Here is a 16,943-nt window from a genome sequence, read left to right as displayed (position 1 = left end):
CTCTTGAGCTTCCAAATCAAAAAAGCTCAAATATTCATAATGAATATCTGAGCTTTTTCTATTTGTTTATTTTAATTCAGCTATTGCTTTCCAGACATTAACTGTTGAACCATTATTTTTAATTCTTTTACCTCTGCTTCCAGAGATTGGATTCTTTTAGTCTTATCATCAGAAGATTTTAGTAACGACTTTGCACTGGTTCCCGAAAGGTAATCCGCAGATCTAGCATGAATCGCATAAGGAACACTAATTAATTGAGAAGTTCCTACTAATTGGTAGGTTGTTCCTCCTGTTATATCAGCTTCTATCTGAACAAAATGCGTGTTAGATCCCCAATCAATAGTTGTAAAATCGCCGCTAACTAAAGCTCCATTACCCACCATAAAAGTTGCCACTCCATTATCAGAAGTAGTTATTGAGTGTGTTTCTGTATACACTGATGCACCTGCATTGCTGCCTTGTAAAATGCTAATCTGAAAACCTATATTTTGATTTGTTAAAATACTTCCAGTATTATCTCTTATTACTGACTGATAATTAAATATCTGTGGTGTTTGATCCGTTCCTGACGCTGCAGTTACAGTTTCTAATGCTGCTACTCTAGTTTCTAAATCAGATAATACACTAGCACTTATTGTGGATACCCAGGCAGTTCCATTCCAAACGTATAATTCATTCTCTTCACTATCGAATACCATCATACCATTTAATCCTGCACTCAAATTACCTTCGAAAGTAGTACGTTGTGCAGTGGTCATTCTATTTATCAGAAGTCCTTTTGTTGTTGATGCAAGATGTATTGAAGCATTACCATTTGGTCCATTGGTTCCAACACCAATCGCTCCATTACTTCGTAACGAGAGTGTGTTTTCAGGAGTATTTGGTTGAATTCTAAACGGAAGTTTACTTCCATTGGTGACATCTCTAATAAAGAAATTAGCTTCATTACCTGCTAAATCCCAAGATTGCGCAGTAAATCCGTCTGAACCATCTTGCTCCAAACGTAACACTGGACTGTTACCATCTGTAATCTGAAACTTAACTGCTGGATCAGCAGTACCAATACCTACATTACCTCCAGCTTCTATACGCATCGCATTGTTACCAGCTCCTGCATCTATTCTAAATGGAACCGTATTAGCTGTTGCATCATCAACAGAAAAATAATTAGCTCCTCCATTGGTAGTTTCATTAAAGGTAAATCTCCAATCATTTTGTGCAAAGGATGCAGAATTAGAAGTATCGTCAAAATACATTCTTAGATTATTCTCCGCCATCACAAAAGTATCAAAACCAAAGTTATATCCATTTGTAGCATCAGTACCAACTTGCATAGAACCTTGTACAATCAAGTCATCCGCAAATACCTGATCCTTCGTCTGAACATCCTGATCATTTTGTGCTAAAAGTGTAGAAATTGTAGTCGTAAAAATCGCAATCGAGAGTAATTGTTTTTTCATACTTTGGGTAAATGGTTTATTAATGGTGCCAAAAATAGACATTAATTATGGTATTCACATTCTTTTAAATAGTATTTTTTTCAACAACTTACTTAGTTACAATTATATAAACAGAGATATACTTTTCTAATCTATTACAAAATCCTGCTCAATCCCATCTTTCTTTTGTAGTATCTTTGTATTTAGTTTAAACCTTCTTTAAAGAACATGATTAAGTTTCGTTTTTTTATTTTTTTGATACCACTTTTTTTACCATCATTTCTGTCTTCTCAGGAAAACTCAGGCATTGCTTATATTATCAAACAAATTGAGGAACTCGAAAAAGATAAAGACCCTAAATGTTATGCCACGGCAAATCGTTTAGAAGATTTTATGTATGGTACACCTTTAAGTGAAGATGCTAGAAATTTCAAAATTGAAATTCAGAAAGCATTAATTCTATATCTCAGGAAAAATGGTTCAAAACAAGCTATTAAAGAAAGTTCTAAAACTATCAAACCAAAACACTTAACTCCTGTCATAGATGCTATTTCTTCTTTTGGGAAAAACAAAGAAGGAGATTTTTTATACCAGTTTGGTAAAGGATACATTCCAATTGCAAAACGCGATTTTGAGCAATATTCGTCTGTTTCTTATGTATATCGATCTTTATTATCTGTAGAACAAGATTTTTTATTCTTCTCTAGTTCAGATATTCTACCTTTTGATCAGCAAGTTATTCCTCTTATAAATGATTATATCAACCTTGTAACGTTAATCACTTTAAAAATTGCTGACAACTCTGCCAGGAAGCAAAATCAGCAACAGATATCAAAGGGGTTGATAAAAAATAGTTGGATTGCAGTGCTTAAACAGTCAAAAAAACAGGAAGAAGCTGCTTCTTTTGCTTACCCAAAACTAGATTCTTCTATCTCTCAAAATTCAAATGATAATTTGATTGTAAAAGAAATTATCCAGCAAAAATTAGCCTCTTATCAAAAATACAATCAGGTAAATACCAGTGTGTTTTTAAGAAATATTCAAGTGTATTTTGCAAGACAAAAATGGCCCACTGATTCCATCGAATCCTCCAAATTAAAAAATTACTATTTAGAGTCTTTAATTCAGTTTTCAAAGGCTTTAATCATAAAATCGCATGAATATGCCGTTAAAAACGAAAAATCTCTAATTCGAGTTGCTAATGTACAATCAGCCTTAAACGAGTTTCTTCCTTCTTATACTAATACCTTTGAGGATGTTACCTTTTTCCCAAATAATTCGGATAAAAAAGTAACCCTAGAATCTTATGACCTAGATTCATACCGAGATAGTGGTTTTCACTGGAACATATTAAAATATGCCTTAGAAGATGAGAATGAAAACAATATTAAAAGCTTAGATCCTAACGCTGCAGAACTCACAGTAGAAGGGATCGCCCAAATGGGTGTCCTGGTGTTGCGTTTGGCTGGTGAACACTCTCACCAACAACAAAAAAAAGTATTAGAAATAGATGATATTACTGAAGGATTTAAAAAAATTCAAAAGTTGATTGATTCCTATGCTTCTTATGCTCCTTTTACTGAAAACACTTCTATAGTATCCACCTCGCATTCTGGTAATACTTCAGGTTTTGAACAAGTAAATAACAAAACAGCAATTCATTTTGAACATAAATCTTCTGATTGGTTAAACCGTCTGATCAGAAGTTACACGACTTCTCAGCAGGAAAAATCGATTAAATTATCTATTCCGCCTGCTTTTGGAGGATCTGGTGTAGCTTGTGAAGATATTAATAATGATGGATTAATTGATGTACTTTTATTAGGTGGTTTCGGGAATAAATTATTTCTAAATTCTCCTAATGGAAATTTCTTTACCGATATAACAGATGTAAGTAATATCAATAATTGGAATAATGACCTCAACTCTTATGGAGAACCAAGACAACCAATTATAGCTGATTTTAATAACGACGGAACGCAAGATATTTTTATCACTTATGTAAACGACATTCATAAGCTTTATAAAAACAAGGGTGATACTCAATTCGAAGATGTTAGTGTTACTGCAAACCTTGGAGGTAAGAATGCGGTAGCGGGTCCTGCAACTGCTATTGATTATAATAATGATGGTTTATTGGATATTTTTATTGGATATTTTGGGAACTATATTGAAGGTACTCTACCAACATTGAGCAGGGATAATCAAAATGGAATGCCAAATAAATTATTTAAGAACCTAGGGAATTTCAAATTTGAAGAAGTTGTTTTTACTGATGCTATAAATTCTAATTCTGGTTGGACTCAAGCATTGGGTCATACTGATATCAATCAAGATGGATTGCAGGATATCATTGTTGGAAATGATTTTGGAGTCAACAAATATTATCTGAATACCAAAGAAGGCATCTTTACTGAAGCTAGTAAGAAATTAGGAACTGACAAACCTTCTTATACAATGAATGTAGGAATTACGGATTTAAATCGGGACCTATATCCAGATTTGTATATTTCTAATATTGTGGTAATGCAAAAGGATGAAAAATATGTGAATCCCAATGCAGATACTGAAATGAAGTTTGATCCAAAAAAAATGGCCAACATCAGGACTGTAGAGGCTAATGATCTTTTTCTATCTAAAACAGAAAACAATACACTAAAAACTTATCAATTGTCAACAAATGTAGGCCGAGGATATTCTGCAACGGGTTGGTCTTGGGATGCTGACTTCTTCGACTATGATAATGATGGAGATGAAGATTTATACTGCCTTAATGGTATGAATGACTTTAGTGTATACTCTAGTGAAAATCCATTTTATTTTGAAAGAAAAGAACAATCAAAGACGATTACTTATGCCAAAAGTAGTCGAGAAAAGAATGTGTTCTTTGTTAATGAAGGCGGAGAACTTCTTAACAAAGCTACCGAGCTAGGAGTTGATATTCATAGTAACGCTAGAAGCGCAGCTTATTTTGACTATGATAATGATGGGGATCTGGATATTATTATCAATAACTATCACGATAAAGTTAATATGTTGGAGAATAAAACATCTACTCTCAATAATTGGATCAAGATAAAACTCATTGGCGACCCTACAGCTCAAATCAATAAAGATGCGATTGGCTCTTCTATGGTATTAAATAGCAAAAGCCATAAGAATATCTGGCGTGAAGTACACAGTACAATAGGTTATTTATCCGTTCACCCAAAAATTCAGCATTTTGGATTAGGTAATGATACTAAAGCTTCTATTGAAGTTAGATGGAGTAACGGAGAAGTTTATACACTAAAAAACTTACAAGCTAACACATCTTATAAGATTGCATATCCCGATATTCTTATTGCATTGTAAAATAACTTAAATACTTGCTTAATTATTCTATTTATCGTTTAAAAACAGGTATAAATACTATGTTTTTACTGATATTAATTTTATAGTTTTAAGGCACATAAACAACTATGTTCAAAATCTTAAGACTATGGCTACTTCTACAGCAGCAAGTAAAACTGCAGCTAAAACAACGAAAGCAATTTCCCCTAAACCAGAAATAGTTCCGGGAATCTCTAAAGAAATCATTACTAAGCTTAGTGATGAGATAAATAACATGCTGTCTTACGCTATTTTTAATGGTATCACCATAAATACTGAGGTAAATGCGCTAATTCAAAATAGCTCTGTGGATGATCTGATAAATGCACATAATCTATTATGTAAAAATATCGCGCCTGCTACGCCAAAATCTATTGAATACACCAAAAAGCTACGCGAAGAAGAAAAAGGCAAAACATTATTTAGTAAACTTCCTTTGGTGAGAAATTTAATCCTATTATCATTATTTTTCCTTATCGCCTTTATTATTACAGGCCTTTCTCCAGAAGTAAACAACAATTCATTAGACAAAGGCATTATGGATAATCAGGGAATCTCATTACTATTAAATCTTGGGTTTCTAACGGCAATATCAGGTTTAGGAGTTCTTTTCTATTTACTTAAAAATGTAAGTGCTGCAGTAAAAAACGGCACACTGGTTCCAGAAGATACAATATACTATGTCGCATTGATCATTTTAGGAGTTATTGCAGGGCTTATTTCTTCAGAAATTATCTCTTTTTATCAAAAAGATGCCGAAGATATTGACTTATTCAACAAAGGTCTTATGGCCCTTATTGGTGGTTTTTCTTCGGATGCTATTTTTAGTATTCTACAAGGAATCATTGACAGAATCAAAACCATTTTCATTCCATCAAATTCAGCAACATGATCACAGAAGAGAATTTTAAAACCTTAATTCCAGATGTAAACTGGAACTATGCAAACAAATACGTATCTCTATTTGATACTGTATTACCAAAGTACGATATAAATACTCCTTTACGAAAAGCACATTTTCTAGCACAAGTAACCCACGAAAGTGGTGGGTTTAAATATGTAAAAGAAAATCTAAACTATTCTGCAAAAGCACTTTATGGGGTTTTTAGAAAATATTTTTCAACACTGGAAGCAGCAGATTCCTATGCCAGACAGCCAGAAAAAATTGCTAACCGAGTGTATGCTAATAGAATGGATAACGGGCCCGAAACTAGTGGAGATGGATGGAAATATAGAGGAAGAGGATTAATACAATTAACAGGGAAATCTAATTACACAGCACTTTCTAAGGCTACTAATCAAGATTTTATATCCAGCCCTGATCAGGTTGCAACTCCAGAATGGGCATTAACTTCAGCTTGCTGGTATTGGCAAAAAAGGAATATCAATAAATATGCAGATGCTGATGATATCCATATGGTCACTAAACTTATTAATGGAGGGTATAATGGATTACAAAATAGACAACATTTTTTGGAAGAGTATAAAAAGTTATATAAAATATAATTTTACTTTGAGGACAAGCATTTCAGCTATTATTAGTTACTTTTGAGTACTTATATTGTTACTCATGAAAATACTTCACATAGATGCAAATCATCCCTTATTGATCAATCAGCTAAGTGATTTAGGATTTGAAAATGAAGAAGATTATACTGCTACAAAATCCGAAATTGAAGCTAAAATCAACCAATATCACGGTGTTATTATAAGAAGTCGTTTTAAGATAGATAAAACCTTTTTAGATCTAGCTACAAACTTAAAATTTATAGGTCGCGTCGGTGCAGGACTAGAAAGTATTGATACTGATTATGCCGAAAAAAAAGGAATTAAACTCTTCTCTGCACCCGAAGGAAATCGTAATGCGGTGGGAGAACACGCGTTAGGTATGATACTATCATTATTTAACAAACTTAATACTGCAGACAATGAAGTAAGAAATGGTCAATGGAAACGCGAAGAAAATCGAGGTGTCGAACTTGATTTAAAAACTGTTGGAATTATAGGTTATGGAAATATGGGTAAAGCTTTTGCTCGTAAACTTAGAGGTTTTGATGTTGAAGTGTTATGCTATGATATCAAAGCAGATGTAGAAAATAGCGATGCCACTCAGGTAATGCTAGAGGAACTTTTTGAAAAAACTGATGTATTAAGTTTACATACACCTTGGACTCCGTTAACCGATAAAATGATCCGTACCGAATTTATCAATAAGTTCAAAAAACCTTTTTGGTTTATAAATACTGCAAGAGGCAAAAGTGTGATCACAAAAGATTTGGTAAAAGCACTAAAATCAGGTAAAATCTTGGGTGCAGGACTGGATGTATTAGAATATGAAAAATTATCTTTTGAAAATCTATTTAGCTCTAAAAAAGAAATGCCAGAACCTCTAAAAGAATTGTTACAATTAGATAATGTAATAGTAAGTCCACACATCGCTGGTTGGACAGTAGAATCTAAAGAAAAATTAGCGCAAACCATTGTGGATAAAATCAAAGCCGAATTTTGCTAAGAGATATTTTTATACCACTTCTTTCTAAATATTCTGAAGACCCAGAATACATTACTTCACTCTGGAATGGAGTTTATAACAATCATCATAAGAAAAATAGATATTATCACAACATAACACATCTAGAAAACTTATATCAAAACCTGTTATCCATCGAATCAGATATAAAGGATTGGGATATAACTTTGTTTGCCCTATTCTATCATGATTATTACTACAATATTTTAAAAAAAGATAACGAAGAACGAAGCGCACAAAAGGCTGTAACTGTTCTCGACATTCTATCCGTAAGTAAGCAAAGAATAGGGCTGTGTAAAGAAATGATTATGGCTACCAAAGGACACCAAATCTCAGAAAATAATGATATTAATTATTTTACAGATGCCGATCTATCTATTCTGGGAAGCAATTGGCCAGATTATAAAGATTATTATAAGAATGTAAGAAAAGAGTACAAATATTATCCAGATTTTATCTACCACAAAGGTCGACTACAAGTATTACAACATTTTATAGATATGCCTCGAATTTTTAAAACCACATATTTCTACAATAAATACGAAAAACAAGCTAAAAGTAATCTCCTGCAAGAAATCAATTTACTTTCTAAATAGATCATTTCGTAATTGATTTATAAGGCAATATAATTCAGTTTTATTACATTTATATCGTGAGGAAAACCATCCTAATCTTTGGAACTTTAGTTATAGCATTACTTATTCTTTTTCAATTAAGTAAGTACAGTCTTATTTCTGGAGACACCTCTATAGAATTTATTATTGCGGGAATTGCTCTTGTGTTTTTTATTATTGGCGTAGTTATTAATAAAAAAGTATTGCAACAAAATAAGGTCAATACCAAAGAAGTAGATCACAAAAAAATAGAATCCTTAGGACTTAGTAAACGTGAGTATCAGGTATTATGTGAAATAGCTGTAGGATTATCTAATAAAGAGATTGCCGATAAACTTTTTGTTTCAGAAAGTACTATCAAAACCCACGTCTCTAATGTATTAGTAAAATTAGACGCAAAACGTCGTACTCAAGCGATACAGATTGCCAAAGAACTCCAAATCATCCCTTTTTAAAGGCATTTAGTACAAAAGTCCTATACAATTCATACTTTAGTATGAGTACTTTTTTGATGCTCAAAACTACTTTTGACTTAAATCAATAAATAAACTTACACATGAAAAATACTGTTTTACGTTACGGAATATATGGTGCAATAACCATATGTGTACTATTCATACTCGCATTAACTCTTGGCAAAAACCTCTCATATTTCACCCAAGAAGTTATAGGCTATACCAGTATGGTGGTTTCATTAATTTTTGTCTTCTTTGGTATAAAGCATTATCGAGATAAAGAGAATAACGGCATCGTTTCTTTTGGGAAAGCATTAGTGATCGGAATGCTAATTTCTTTATTAGCTGCAATAGCATTTGGATTATTAGATGTTATTTATATAAAATATATCAATCCAGATTTTACGACAGAATATTATGCACATATGGTAGAACAAATGCGTAGCTCTCTTCCCGAAGCAGAATTTAAAGTGAAACTTGCGGAATTAGAAACTCAAAAAGAACTGTTTTCTAGTCCGTTGATGAACTTTTTGTTAATGTCTGCTACGGTATTAATCATTGGGTTTATAATTTCACTAATTTCAGGACTTATTCTACAACGTAAATCTGTAATCAATCAATAGAATTAAATTAATTTAAACAACATAGACAATGCAATATAAAGCAAGTACACCTGATGAATATATCGAGGCAATTCCCGAGGAACGCAGAGAAGTAATGCAACATCTAAGAAAGGTGATTTTGGACAATCTACCTAAAGGGTTCTCAGAAGAAATGAACTATGGATTGATAGGGTATGTTATTCCCCATAAAACATATCCTAATGGATACCATTGTGACCCAAAATTACCACTTCCTTTTATGAATATTGCGTCTCAGAAAAATTTTATTGCAGTATACCATATGGGAATTTATGCGGATAAGGAATTAATGGATTGGTTTGTGGGTGAATACCCAAAATATGTAAAAACCAAGTTAGATATGGGTAAAAGCTGTATTCGTTTTAAAAAAATAGATCAAATCCCTTTAAAATTAATTGGTGAGTTAGCCTCTAAAATGACTCCTGAAAAATGGATAGAAATATACGAGACGAATATTAAAAAATAAATAAAGATTTTATATATGAAAAGAGTAACAGGATTAGGAGGGTTTTTCTTTAAAACAAAGAATCCAAAAACAACGAAAGAATGGTATGGCAAACATTTAGGGTTACCAGTAGATGATTACGGTTGTACTTTCTGGTGGAAAGATAAAGAAGGTAATGATTGTTCTACACAATGGAGTCCATTTAAAGAAGACACCAACTACTTTGCTCCAAGTAAAAAAGAATTTATGATGAACTTTAGAGTAGAGAATTTGGTAGAGTTACTCAAAGTTCTAAAAAAAGAAGGTGTCACAATAGTTGGTGAAATCGAAGAATATGAATACGGTAAATTTGGCTGGATTGTGGATCCCGAAGGAAATAAAATTGAACTCTGGGAACCCATCGATAAAGCCTTTTTATAAGAGTTCTAATCGTACAGGGCAATTTCGCCAGACTTAATCATATCAATCATAGTTTTCCCAGATATTATAGTGATCACTGTCTACTTCAATAAGCTAAACATCTTTTGATTTTAAAAATCCAATTCGTAAGAGTTTGAAACCCTTCCATTTCTATCCTTATTTCTATAGAAAAAATGGAACTTATTTATCGCTCTCCAGAGCTCAAAGAAAAAGGAGTTGACATAATCGATAAAGCCATTAATGGTCTTTCTGAAAAAGAACAAAAACAACTTGTATCGTTACTTAAAAAACTATTGTTTACAGCAAATAAAGCTATCTGACACTCATTACCAAAAAAACATTATTGCGATAATGTTACCTCTTTATAATGATGCTGTACAATCATATTTTTTTGTAACTTTCTACACACTAATCAATTGAACATAAATCATAATTATGAGTGAAGAAAACAACAATCTGGGTGACGATCTAAAAAAAGGAGCAGAAGACGCTTTGGACAGTGCTAAAGATGCTGCTAAAAAGGCTACAGAAAAAGCAGGTGAATTTGCAGAAGATGCTAAAGATGCCATTGGTGAGTTTGCTGATGACGCTAAAGAAGCAGCCAGTGAATTTGCAACAGAGGCCAAAGAAACTTTTAATGAAGTTACTGGAGAAAACAAAAAAGTATTAGCTGGGATTTTGGGTATTTTATTCGGCTCTTTAGGAATCCACAAATTTGTTCTAGGTTACAATAAAGAAGGACTTATTCAAATTATCATATCCGTAGTTACTTGTGGTGCAGCAGGAATAATAGGTCTGATAGAAGGTATCATCTATTTGACCAAATCTGATGAAGAGTTTTACCAAACCTATCAAGTAGGAAGAAAACCTTGGTTCTAAATATTTCAAAAGCCGAAAAAACATTATTCGGCTTTTTTATTTCATTTTAATATCGTAATATTGCGATATTAAAATATTAATATGGGAATTACCAAAACTCAAATATTTGATCAAAGGCAAAATGAACTAGCACAATTATTCAAAATACTAGGTCATCCAGCCCGCATTGCAATACTGCAATACATTAGCAAACAAGATGCTTGTATCTGTAATGATTTAGTTGAAGAAATTGGATTAGCACAAGCCACTATATCGCAACACCTAAAAGAATTAAAAAGCATAGGGTTGTTATCTGGTGAAATTGAAGGCAAAAGTATGTGTTACTGTATTAATATCGATCAATGGAATGAATTACAGAAAAACCTGAATTCATTTTTCAATACCACAAAACAAAATTGTTGTTAAACCTTAAAAAGAATTTACTAAAACACAAAAAATATGAATACATCAGAATTTATATCACTATTAGGAGAACATCAAGATAAATCCTTACTATTCGAGTATGCTCCAGGAATGTTAGTAGGCGCAAATTATCATATTACAGAAGTCAAACATGTTTCAATTGACGCTGTTGATTGCGGAGCAGGAACAGATTCTTGGAAGGAAACCATCATTCAATTATGGGAGAGTCCAAGTGAACTGGGAAAACGCGATTACCTAAGCACGTATAAGGCATTAGGTATTCTTAAAAAAGTAGGACAGATGAAAGAATACTCGATGGATGCTCCAGTAAAGATCGAGTATGGCAATACTATGTTTCATACAGCACATTTGCATATTTCAAATTTTGAGATTAAAGAAGGACAATTGATCTTGAAACTTACTGTTCAACCTACAGATTGCAAAGCCAAAGAAACCTGTGGTGTACCAGAAACATCGGCAGTAGAAGCTTCATCTTGCGCGCCAGGTAGTGGCTGTTGCTAAATGAACACTGAGATCAACATACAACCTTTTAATCAATCCGATTGGCCTGACATTGCTAGGATCTATAAAGAGGGAATTGAAACGGGTATGGCTACTTTTGAAACATCCATACCCACTTGGCGCGCTTGGGATAATATACACACCAAACCTTGCAGGCTTAAAGCAGTTTTAAATGCTGAAATTGTAGGTTGGGCAGCGTTAGGGCCAGTTTCAACCAGAGATGTGTATAGAGGTGTTGCAGAAGTTAGCATTTATATAACATCAAAATATAGAAACTTAGGAATAGGAAAACTACTTTTGGAAGAACTTATTGAAGTAAGTGAAAAAGAAGGGTTCTGGACATTACAAGCTGGAATTTTTAGTAATAATATTGCCAGTATTCGATTACACACCTCATTAGGGTTTAGAATCATTGGATATAGAGAAAAGGTAGGTAAGTTAAACCAAACTTGGTATGATAATACCGTATTAGAACGAAGAAGTAAAAAAATAATATAACCACAAAAACACCACTGTAATGAATATACTAGTATTATGCACAGGGAATTCCTGTAGAAGTCAAATGGCAGAAGGATATCTTAAACATTTTGTAAAAGACAATGCAACAATCTATAGTGCTGGAGTAGAAACTCATGGCGTAAACCCAAGAGCAATTGCCATTATGAAAGAAGATGGAATTGATATTTCTAATCATACATCTAATAATCTCGAAGAATATATAGATATAAAATTTGATTATATCCTTACGGTTTGCGACAATGCAAAAGAAAGATGCCCTTTTTTCCCTGGTAAGGCAGCAAGATTACATTACAACTTTTTTGACCCTTCTAAAGTAAATGGAACAGAAGAAGAAATTCACACTGCTTTTACTAAAACACGAAATCAGATCAAAGAATATTGTAATGATTTTGTAAATAAAAGCGTTTTGCAGATCACATAAACTTTTTAATAAAGATCTTATTTTTGAATGTTAAATCCTGGTTTAGTATAATTTTCGGGGATATTTGATGGCGGTACAGCTAAATCATTTCCATCTCGTACTGCATGGTAATGAGGGGATAAAATTTCTATTCCTGCTTCGTGCAATTCGTTTTTGATATTTTCATGAAGTATCGAATAAATCCCAGCGGATTTTTCTGGATTTTTAGTATACACGTTCAATTCATAATTAACATAAAAATCATCCAAACTTTTAATTAAAACAAAGGGCACTGGTTCAGACATTACCATATCTGTTTTCTTTGCCCCTTTTTTTAAAGCATCGATAACCTCATTACTAGACACATCGTATCCAATAGTTACAGAAGTATGTAAAATAACACCCACATCTCCTGAAGCATTTTTAGTAAAATTAATAATATGATTCCCAAGAATTGAAGAGTTAGGAATCGTAACATCCAAATTTTTAATCGTTCGAATTCTTGTTACCAATAAACTTCTTTCGGTTACATCACCAATAGTATTTCCTATTTCTACCCTATCACCTACTTTAAATGGTCTCATATAAGTAATAACTACACCTGCCACAATATTGGAAATTGCCGAAGTAGATCCTAAAGAGAATAAAACTCCAAAGAAAATAGAAAGCCCTTTAAAAGCAGGAGAATCTGAACCTGGTATATAAGGAAACACAATAATAAGAGCAAACGCAATGATAAATACACGCAATAAATTAAAAGTAGGTCTTGCCCAATCTGCATGAAAACCATCTAACCTCACCGCTTCTTTTTCAAGTTCGGCAGTAATATATTTTAAAAATCTAAGAAGGTATTTGGTTACAAAAAAGATTACTACAATGAAGAATAAATTAGGAATGAAACCTATTAAACCTTCATATAAAAAAAGTAAAGGTTTCTTTATATACCCTAAAACAACATCCGCATATTCTTTTGTTTGAGGAACCAGACTAAACAAGAAAGGTAGGTAAAACACAAAAAAAATGAATATGACTGTAATTTTTAATAACCTAAGTATAAATGACAAAATATGTCGTTCTCTTCTAGGTGTAATAAATCTAAAGAACTGAGAAAACTTTGTTCTCCCAAAAAAGATGTTATTTTCTAATTTACTTATTTTGCTTTGTAGCCACTTAAAAAGTCTTTTATTAATAAAGAGAAATAATATAACGCCCAATAGCGCAACCGCAAAATAAATATATTGTATCATCCCAGTAAAGGTCTTTTGATCTTCAAATTAGGAAAATATATCAGTAACCGAAAAAAATAAAAGGGAAAAATAAGGGAATATTACGATTAACTACATATAAAAACTACCAATTACACTCATCTATAAGTATTTTAAAAAACAGTTACTTAGTGTATCCTTATAATTCTTGAACAATTAACTATAAGATTGTCCCGTTTTACAGATCATAACAAATCAGAGCAATACTATAAATTATAGTCTAGAGGTAACATCATTCCAACTCTTTGATTGGCCATATATCCACTAAAAAATAGTTGATCGGTTGGAGTATAATTACCAAAACCATCTATTAAAAAATAATCCGTAGACATCCACATATCCGTTTGGTGTTTTTCATTATACAATATACTTACTCGATCAACTCCTAAGCTTACCTTAGCAAAATTATCTATTAATTTTACAGAAAAATACTTATAAGGATCTCCTGCAAATCCCTTATAAAAAACTCTAAACTTATTTTCTTTTAATTCTTTTAGTGCTAAAGATCTCATAAAATGCAACATAGATCCTTCAAAAGATTCCTTTCTTCTTGATATATATTTCTTTTTTATTTTTTTTCGTGACTCTTTAAAAAAACTTGTGCCCGAAAGATAAATTGAATTCACCAATCTCAATCCACTACTTCCTAACGAAAATTTTAATTCAAAATCTGTAAGATAATATGTTACCGTATATCCTAAATAATTATTCCTTATAGTTAATGGAATCGATGAACTCGCATATAACGTTTCTTCAGCGGCACTGTAATATAAACGGATATCTTTCTCATTAATAATTTCACATTGCTCCTGAAGCCATAGTTCTCCAATAAAATACTTTTTAAAATATCTAAGTTTTTTCTCTCTACTCCAATCATCAGTCTTCAGGTATATAGGATCTAAGGATTCTATTTCCTCGGTTAAATACACTAAAACATTATTATAATCTGTCATTGTAGAAAGATCTAAAATGACGGTCTTATAACCCAAGTATGTAATTATTACCTTTCCTTTATAATTTGAATTTATTTCTAGGAAAAACTTCCCTACTGCATCCGTGATCGTACCTTGAGTTGTTCCGTCAAAATAGATTACAACTGCTTCTAACGGTTCTTTTGTACTATCATCATAAATAACACCACTAAGTTTTTGCTGGGCGTATGTGCATAGAGAAAATAGAAGTATTATAAAAAAAGAAACTGATCTATGGTATATATCAGAATTAATTATCACCGTTCTTAAAGTATTTTTGTTCTAGTTCTGCCTGAAATTCTTCCATAACAGGTTTCACAGTGCTATCAGGAAGGTCAGCTATACGAATATACATCAGACCATCTACTGCATTATTAAACAACGGATCTACATTAAATGCAACTACCTTTGCGTTTTGTTTAATATATTTCTTTATTAAGACTGGAATACGTAGACTTCCTGGTTCGATTTCATCAATAATCTTATCGAATTTATTAAGATCGCTCCTGCTCTCATCAAACACAAAGTCTTTATCAGCATCTTTCAGCTTTACTTTAAATTCTTTTTTAGGACGTACATATTGTGCCACATAAGGATCATAGTAATGAGATTTCATAAACTCGATCATCAAAGATTTAGAAAAATTACTAAATTTATTACTAATACTCACTCCACCTATTAAATACTTATGATCAGGAAAACGAAGTGTGCAATGTACAATACCTTTCCAAAGTAAGAATAATGGCATTGGTCTTTGTTGATATTCTTTAATGATGAAAGCTCTACCCATTTCTATGGATTCGCTCATCATTTTATGTAGTTCTGGTTCAAATCTAAATAGATCTTGTAAGTAAAACCCATTAATCCCAAAATTAGAATAGATTTCGTTACCCATTCCCATTCTATAAGCGCCCGCAATTTTCTTTGCACCAATATCCCATAAAAACATATGGTGATAATAATCATCAAAAGGATCTAAATCTATAGATTGATTCGTTCCTTCACCGATTTCCCTAAAAGTTATTTCGCGCAACCTTCCAATTTCGTGCACAACATTTGGAATACATTCCTTCTTAGCAAGAAAAACCTCATAATTTTTACTTGCCAATAAACGCTTGTCATTTTCGCGACAATACTCTAATTCTGATTCTATAGAATTAATACTACCTCCAGAAGCAATCTCCTTTGGTGATTTTGGCAACCTTAGGTTTTGAGGTATAGACTCCATCAAAGTCTTTTTCTCATAAGGATTAGCCAGCATATAGGTTTTCATTCGTAAAAAGTTCGTGAATTCACTTATATCACTATACTCTTCCTGATCCTTTACAGAAACTGGATTACCTATTCTAACTTTTATTACTCGATTCTCTTGAGAAAATAACTCGCTTGGCAATTTAGCAGTCCTCAATGTATCATTTATGGATGCTAGCTTATAAAAAAGTCTACTATTTCTAGCATGAAAATATATCGGAATAACAGGAACTTTTGCTTTTTTTACTAATCGCATTGCTCCTAGTTCCCATGGTTTATCTACATGAAGTTTTCCTTCTTTAATAGTAGATACTTCACCAGCTGGAAAAATCCCTAATGGTTTTCCTTCTTTAAGATGTAAAATAGCTTCTTTAATTCCTTTAAGACTAGATTTTGCCTCTTTTCTATTTTCAAAAGGATTCACTGGCATAATATATTCCTTTAAAGGAGTAAAATTATGTAATAGAAAATTCGCAATAATTTTATAATCTAATCGATGCCCCAACATTAATTTAAGAAGTAGTACGCCATCTAATCCTCCTAAAGGATGATTAGAAAGTGTAATAAAAGCTCCTTCTTTAGGTAATCTTTTTAAATCTTCTGGTGGAATCTCGAAAGTAACGCCGTACATATCCAAAACCTTCTGTACGAAATCAGGTCCATTTAGATGGCTAATACTATCATATTGGCGATTAATTTTTGATAACCGAGTGATTTTTAGAATCATCCAGCCAATAAAAGTGCCAATAAAACCTAGTTTATCCAATTTAAGCCCTTTGGCTACTTCTTTAGAGGTGACTACCGCCATTAAATACATT

General features: G+C 32.4%; 19 protein-coding genes. 15 read left to right on the top strand and 4 right to left on the bottom strand.

Translation table 11 applies throughout. From position 1 onward, the window contains the following. Window positions 1–80 precede the first annotated feature (80 nt). On the bottom strand, window positions 81–1,460 hold the full coding sequence (locus QBK95_RS17910; RefSeq protein ID WP_280935926.1) for a phage tail-like protein: 1,380 nt from the start codon (window positions 1,458–1,460) through the stop codon (window positions 81–83). Between the two features lie 207 nt (window positions 1,461–1,667). On the opposite strand from QBK95_RS17910, the gene QBK95_RS17905 reads away from it, so the two are divergent. From QBK95_RS17905 to QBK95_RS17835, 15 genes are all read left to right on the top strand, one after another. Next, window positions 1,668–4,793: a CRTAC1 family protein gene (locus tag QBK95_RS17905; protein WP_280935925.1), complete on the top strand. Its 3,126-nt coding sequence runs from the start codon at window positions 1,668–1,670 to the stop codon at window positions 4,791–4,793. A 127-nt stretch (window positions 4,794–4,920) separates the two neighbouring features. After that, a complete protein-coding gene (locus QBK95_RS17900; protein ID WP_280935924.1) occupies window positions 4,921–5,703 on the top strand; it encodes a hypothetical protein in 783 nt (260 codons plus the stop codon). Beyond that, window positions 5,700–6,317, top strand: coding sequence for a glycoside hydrolase family 19 protein (locus tag QBK95_RS17895; protein ID WP_280935923.1), 618 nt, complete (start codon window positions 5,700–5,702; stop codon window positions 6,315–6,317). Before QBK95_RS17900 ends, QBK95_RS17895 begins: the two co-directional genes overlap by 4 nt. Before the next feature lie 64 nt (window positions 6,318–6,381). Then, window positions 6,382–7,323 carry a 2-hydroxyacid dehydrogenase gene (locus QBK95_RS17890; RefSeq protein ID WP_280935922.1) on the top strand — a complete coding sequence of 314 codons (942 nt, stop codon included), beginning with the start codon at window positions 6,382–6,384 and terminating at the stop codon, window positions 7,321–7,323. Further along, complete coding sequence (locus tag QBK95_RS17885) at window positions 7,317–7,937, top strand: HD domain-containing protein (protein ID WP_280935921.1); 621 nt, start codon at window positions 7,317–7,319, stop codon at window positions 7,935–7,937. Before QBK95_RS17890 ends, QBK95_RS17885 begins: the two co-directional genes overlap by 7 nt. A gap of 56 nt (window positions 7,938–7,993) precedes the next feature. Further along, complete coding sequence (locus QBK95_RS17880) at window positions 7,994–8,410, top strand: response regulator transcription factor (RefSeq protein ID WP_280935920.1); 417 nt, start codon at window positions 7,994–7,996, stop codon at window positions 8,408–8,410. Between the two features lie 101 nt (window positions 8,411–8,511). Further along, entirely contained in the window at window positions 8,512–9,033 is a 522-nt protein-coding gene (locus QBK95_RS17875) for a DUF4199 domain-containing protein (RefSeq protein ID WP_280935919.1), read from the top strand. Between the two features lie 28 nt (window positions 9,034–9,061). After that, window positions 9,062–9,517 (top strand): DUF1801 domain-containing protein, encoded by a 456-nt coding sequence (locus tag QBK95_RS17870; protein WP_280935918.1) that lies wholly within the window; start codon window positions 9,062–9,064, stop codon window positions 9,515–9,517. Between the two features lie 15 nt (window positions 9,518–9,532). After that, the gene (locus QBK95_RS17865) at window positions 9,533–9,916 is read left to right on the top strand and encodes a VOC family protein (protein ID WP_280935917.1); all 384 of its coding nucleotides are present in this window, start codon (window positions 9,533–9,535) and stop codon (window positions 9,914–9,916) included. Window positions 9,917–10,089: 173 nt separating this feature from the next. Continuing rightward, on the top strand, window positions 10,090–10,236 hold the full coding sequence (locus tag QBK95_RS17860; protein ID WP_280935916.1) for a hypothetical protein: 147 nt from the start codon (window positions 10,090–10,092) through the stop codon (window positions 10,234–10,236). Between the two features lie 115 nt (window positions 10,237–10,351). Then, window positions 10,352–10,795, top strand: a complete 444-nt coding sequence (locus QBK95_RS17855; RefSeq protein ID WP_280935915.1) for an NINE protein — start codon at window positions 10,352–10,354, stop codon at window positions 10,793–10,795. 81 nt (window positions 10,796–10,876) lie between these two features. Next, window positions 10,877–11,200: an ArsR/SmtB family transcription factor gene (locus tag QBK95_RS17850; RefSeq protein ID WP_280935914.1), complete on the top strand. Its 324-nt coding sequence runs from the start codon at window positions 10,877–10,879 to the stop codon at window positions 11,198–11,200. A 33-nt stretch (window positions 11,201–11,233) separates the two neighbouring features. Beyond that, entirely contained in the window at window positions 11,234–11,719 is a 486-nt protein-coding gene (locus tag QBK95_RS17845) for a DUF6428 family protein (protein WP_280935913.1), read from the top strand. Then, window positions 11,720–12,217, top strand: coding sequence for a GNAT family N-acetyltransferase (locus QBK95_RS17840; protein ID WP_280935912.1), 498 nt, complete (start codon window positions 11,720–11,722; stop codon window positions 12,215–12,217). It begins immediately after the preceding gene. A gap of 19 nt (window positions 12,218–12,236) precedes the next feature. Then, window positions 12,237–12,659: an arsenate reductase ArsC gene (locus tag QBK95_RS17835; protein WP_280935911.1), complete on the top strand. Its 423-nt coding sequence runs from the start codon at window positions 12,237–12,239 to the stop codon at window positions 12,657–12,659. A 17-nt stretch (window positions 12,660–12,676) separates the two neighbouring features. On the opposite strand, the gene QBK95_RS17830 is transcribed toward QBK95_RS17835, so the two are convergent. From QBK95_RS17830 to QBK95_RS17820, 3 genes are all read right to left on the bottom strand, one after another. Beyond that, complete coding sequence (locus QBK95_RS17830) at window positions 12,677–13,885, bottom strand: mechanosensitive ion channel family protein (protein WP_280935910.1); 1,209 nt, start codon at window positions 13,883–13,885, stop codon at window positions 12,677–12,679. Between the two features lie 224 nt (window positions 13,886–14,109). Continuing rightward, complete coding sequence (locus QBK95_RS17825; RefSeq protein WP_280935909.1) at window positions 14,110–15,135, bottom strand: carboxypeptidase-like regulatory domain-containing protein; 1,026 nt, start codon at window positions 15,133–15,135, stop codon at window positions 14,110–14,112. Further along, window positions 15,125–16,933, bottom strand: a complete 1,809-nt coding sequence (locus tag QBK95_RS17820; RefSeq protein ID WP_280935908.1) for a GNAT family N-acyltransferase — start codon at window positions 16,931–16,933, stop codon at window positions 15,125–15,127. Before QBK95_RS17820 ends, QBK95_RS17825 begins: the two co-directional genes overlap by 11 nt. Window positions 16,934–16,943: the final 10 nt, after the last annotated feature.

It is taken from the genome of Aquimarina mycalae, from assembly GCF_029906345.1.
Taxonomy (GTDB): Bacteria; Bacteroidota; Bacteroidia; order Flavobacteriales; family Flavobacteriaceae; genus Aquimarina.
The sequence above is the reverse complement of the archived record's forward strand: the minus strand, read 5'-3'. Positions and strand labels throughout refer to the sequence as shown.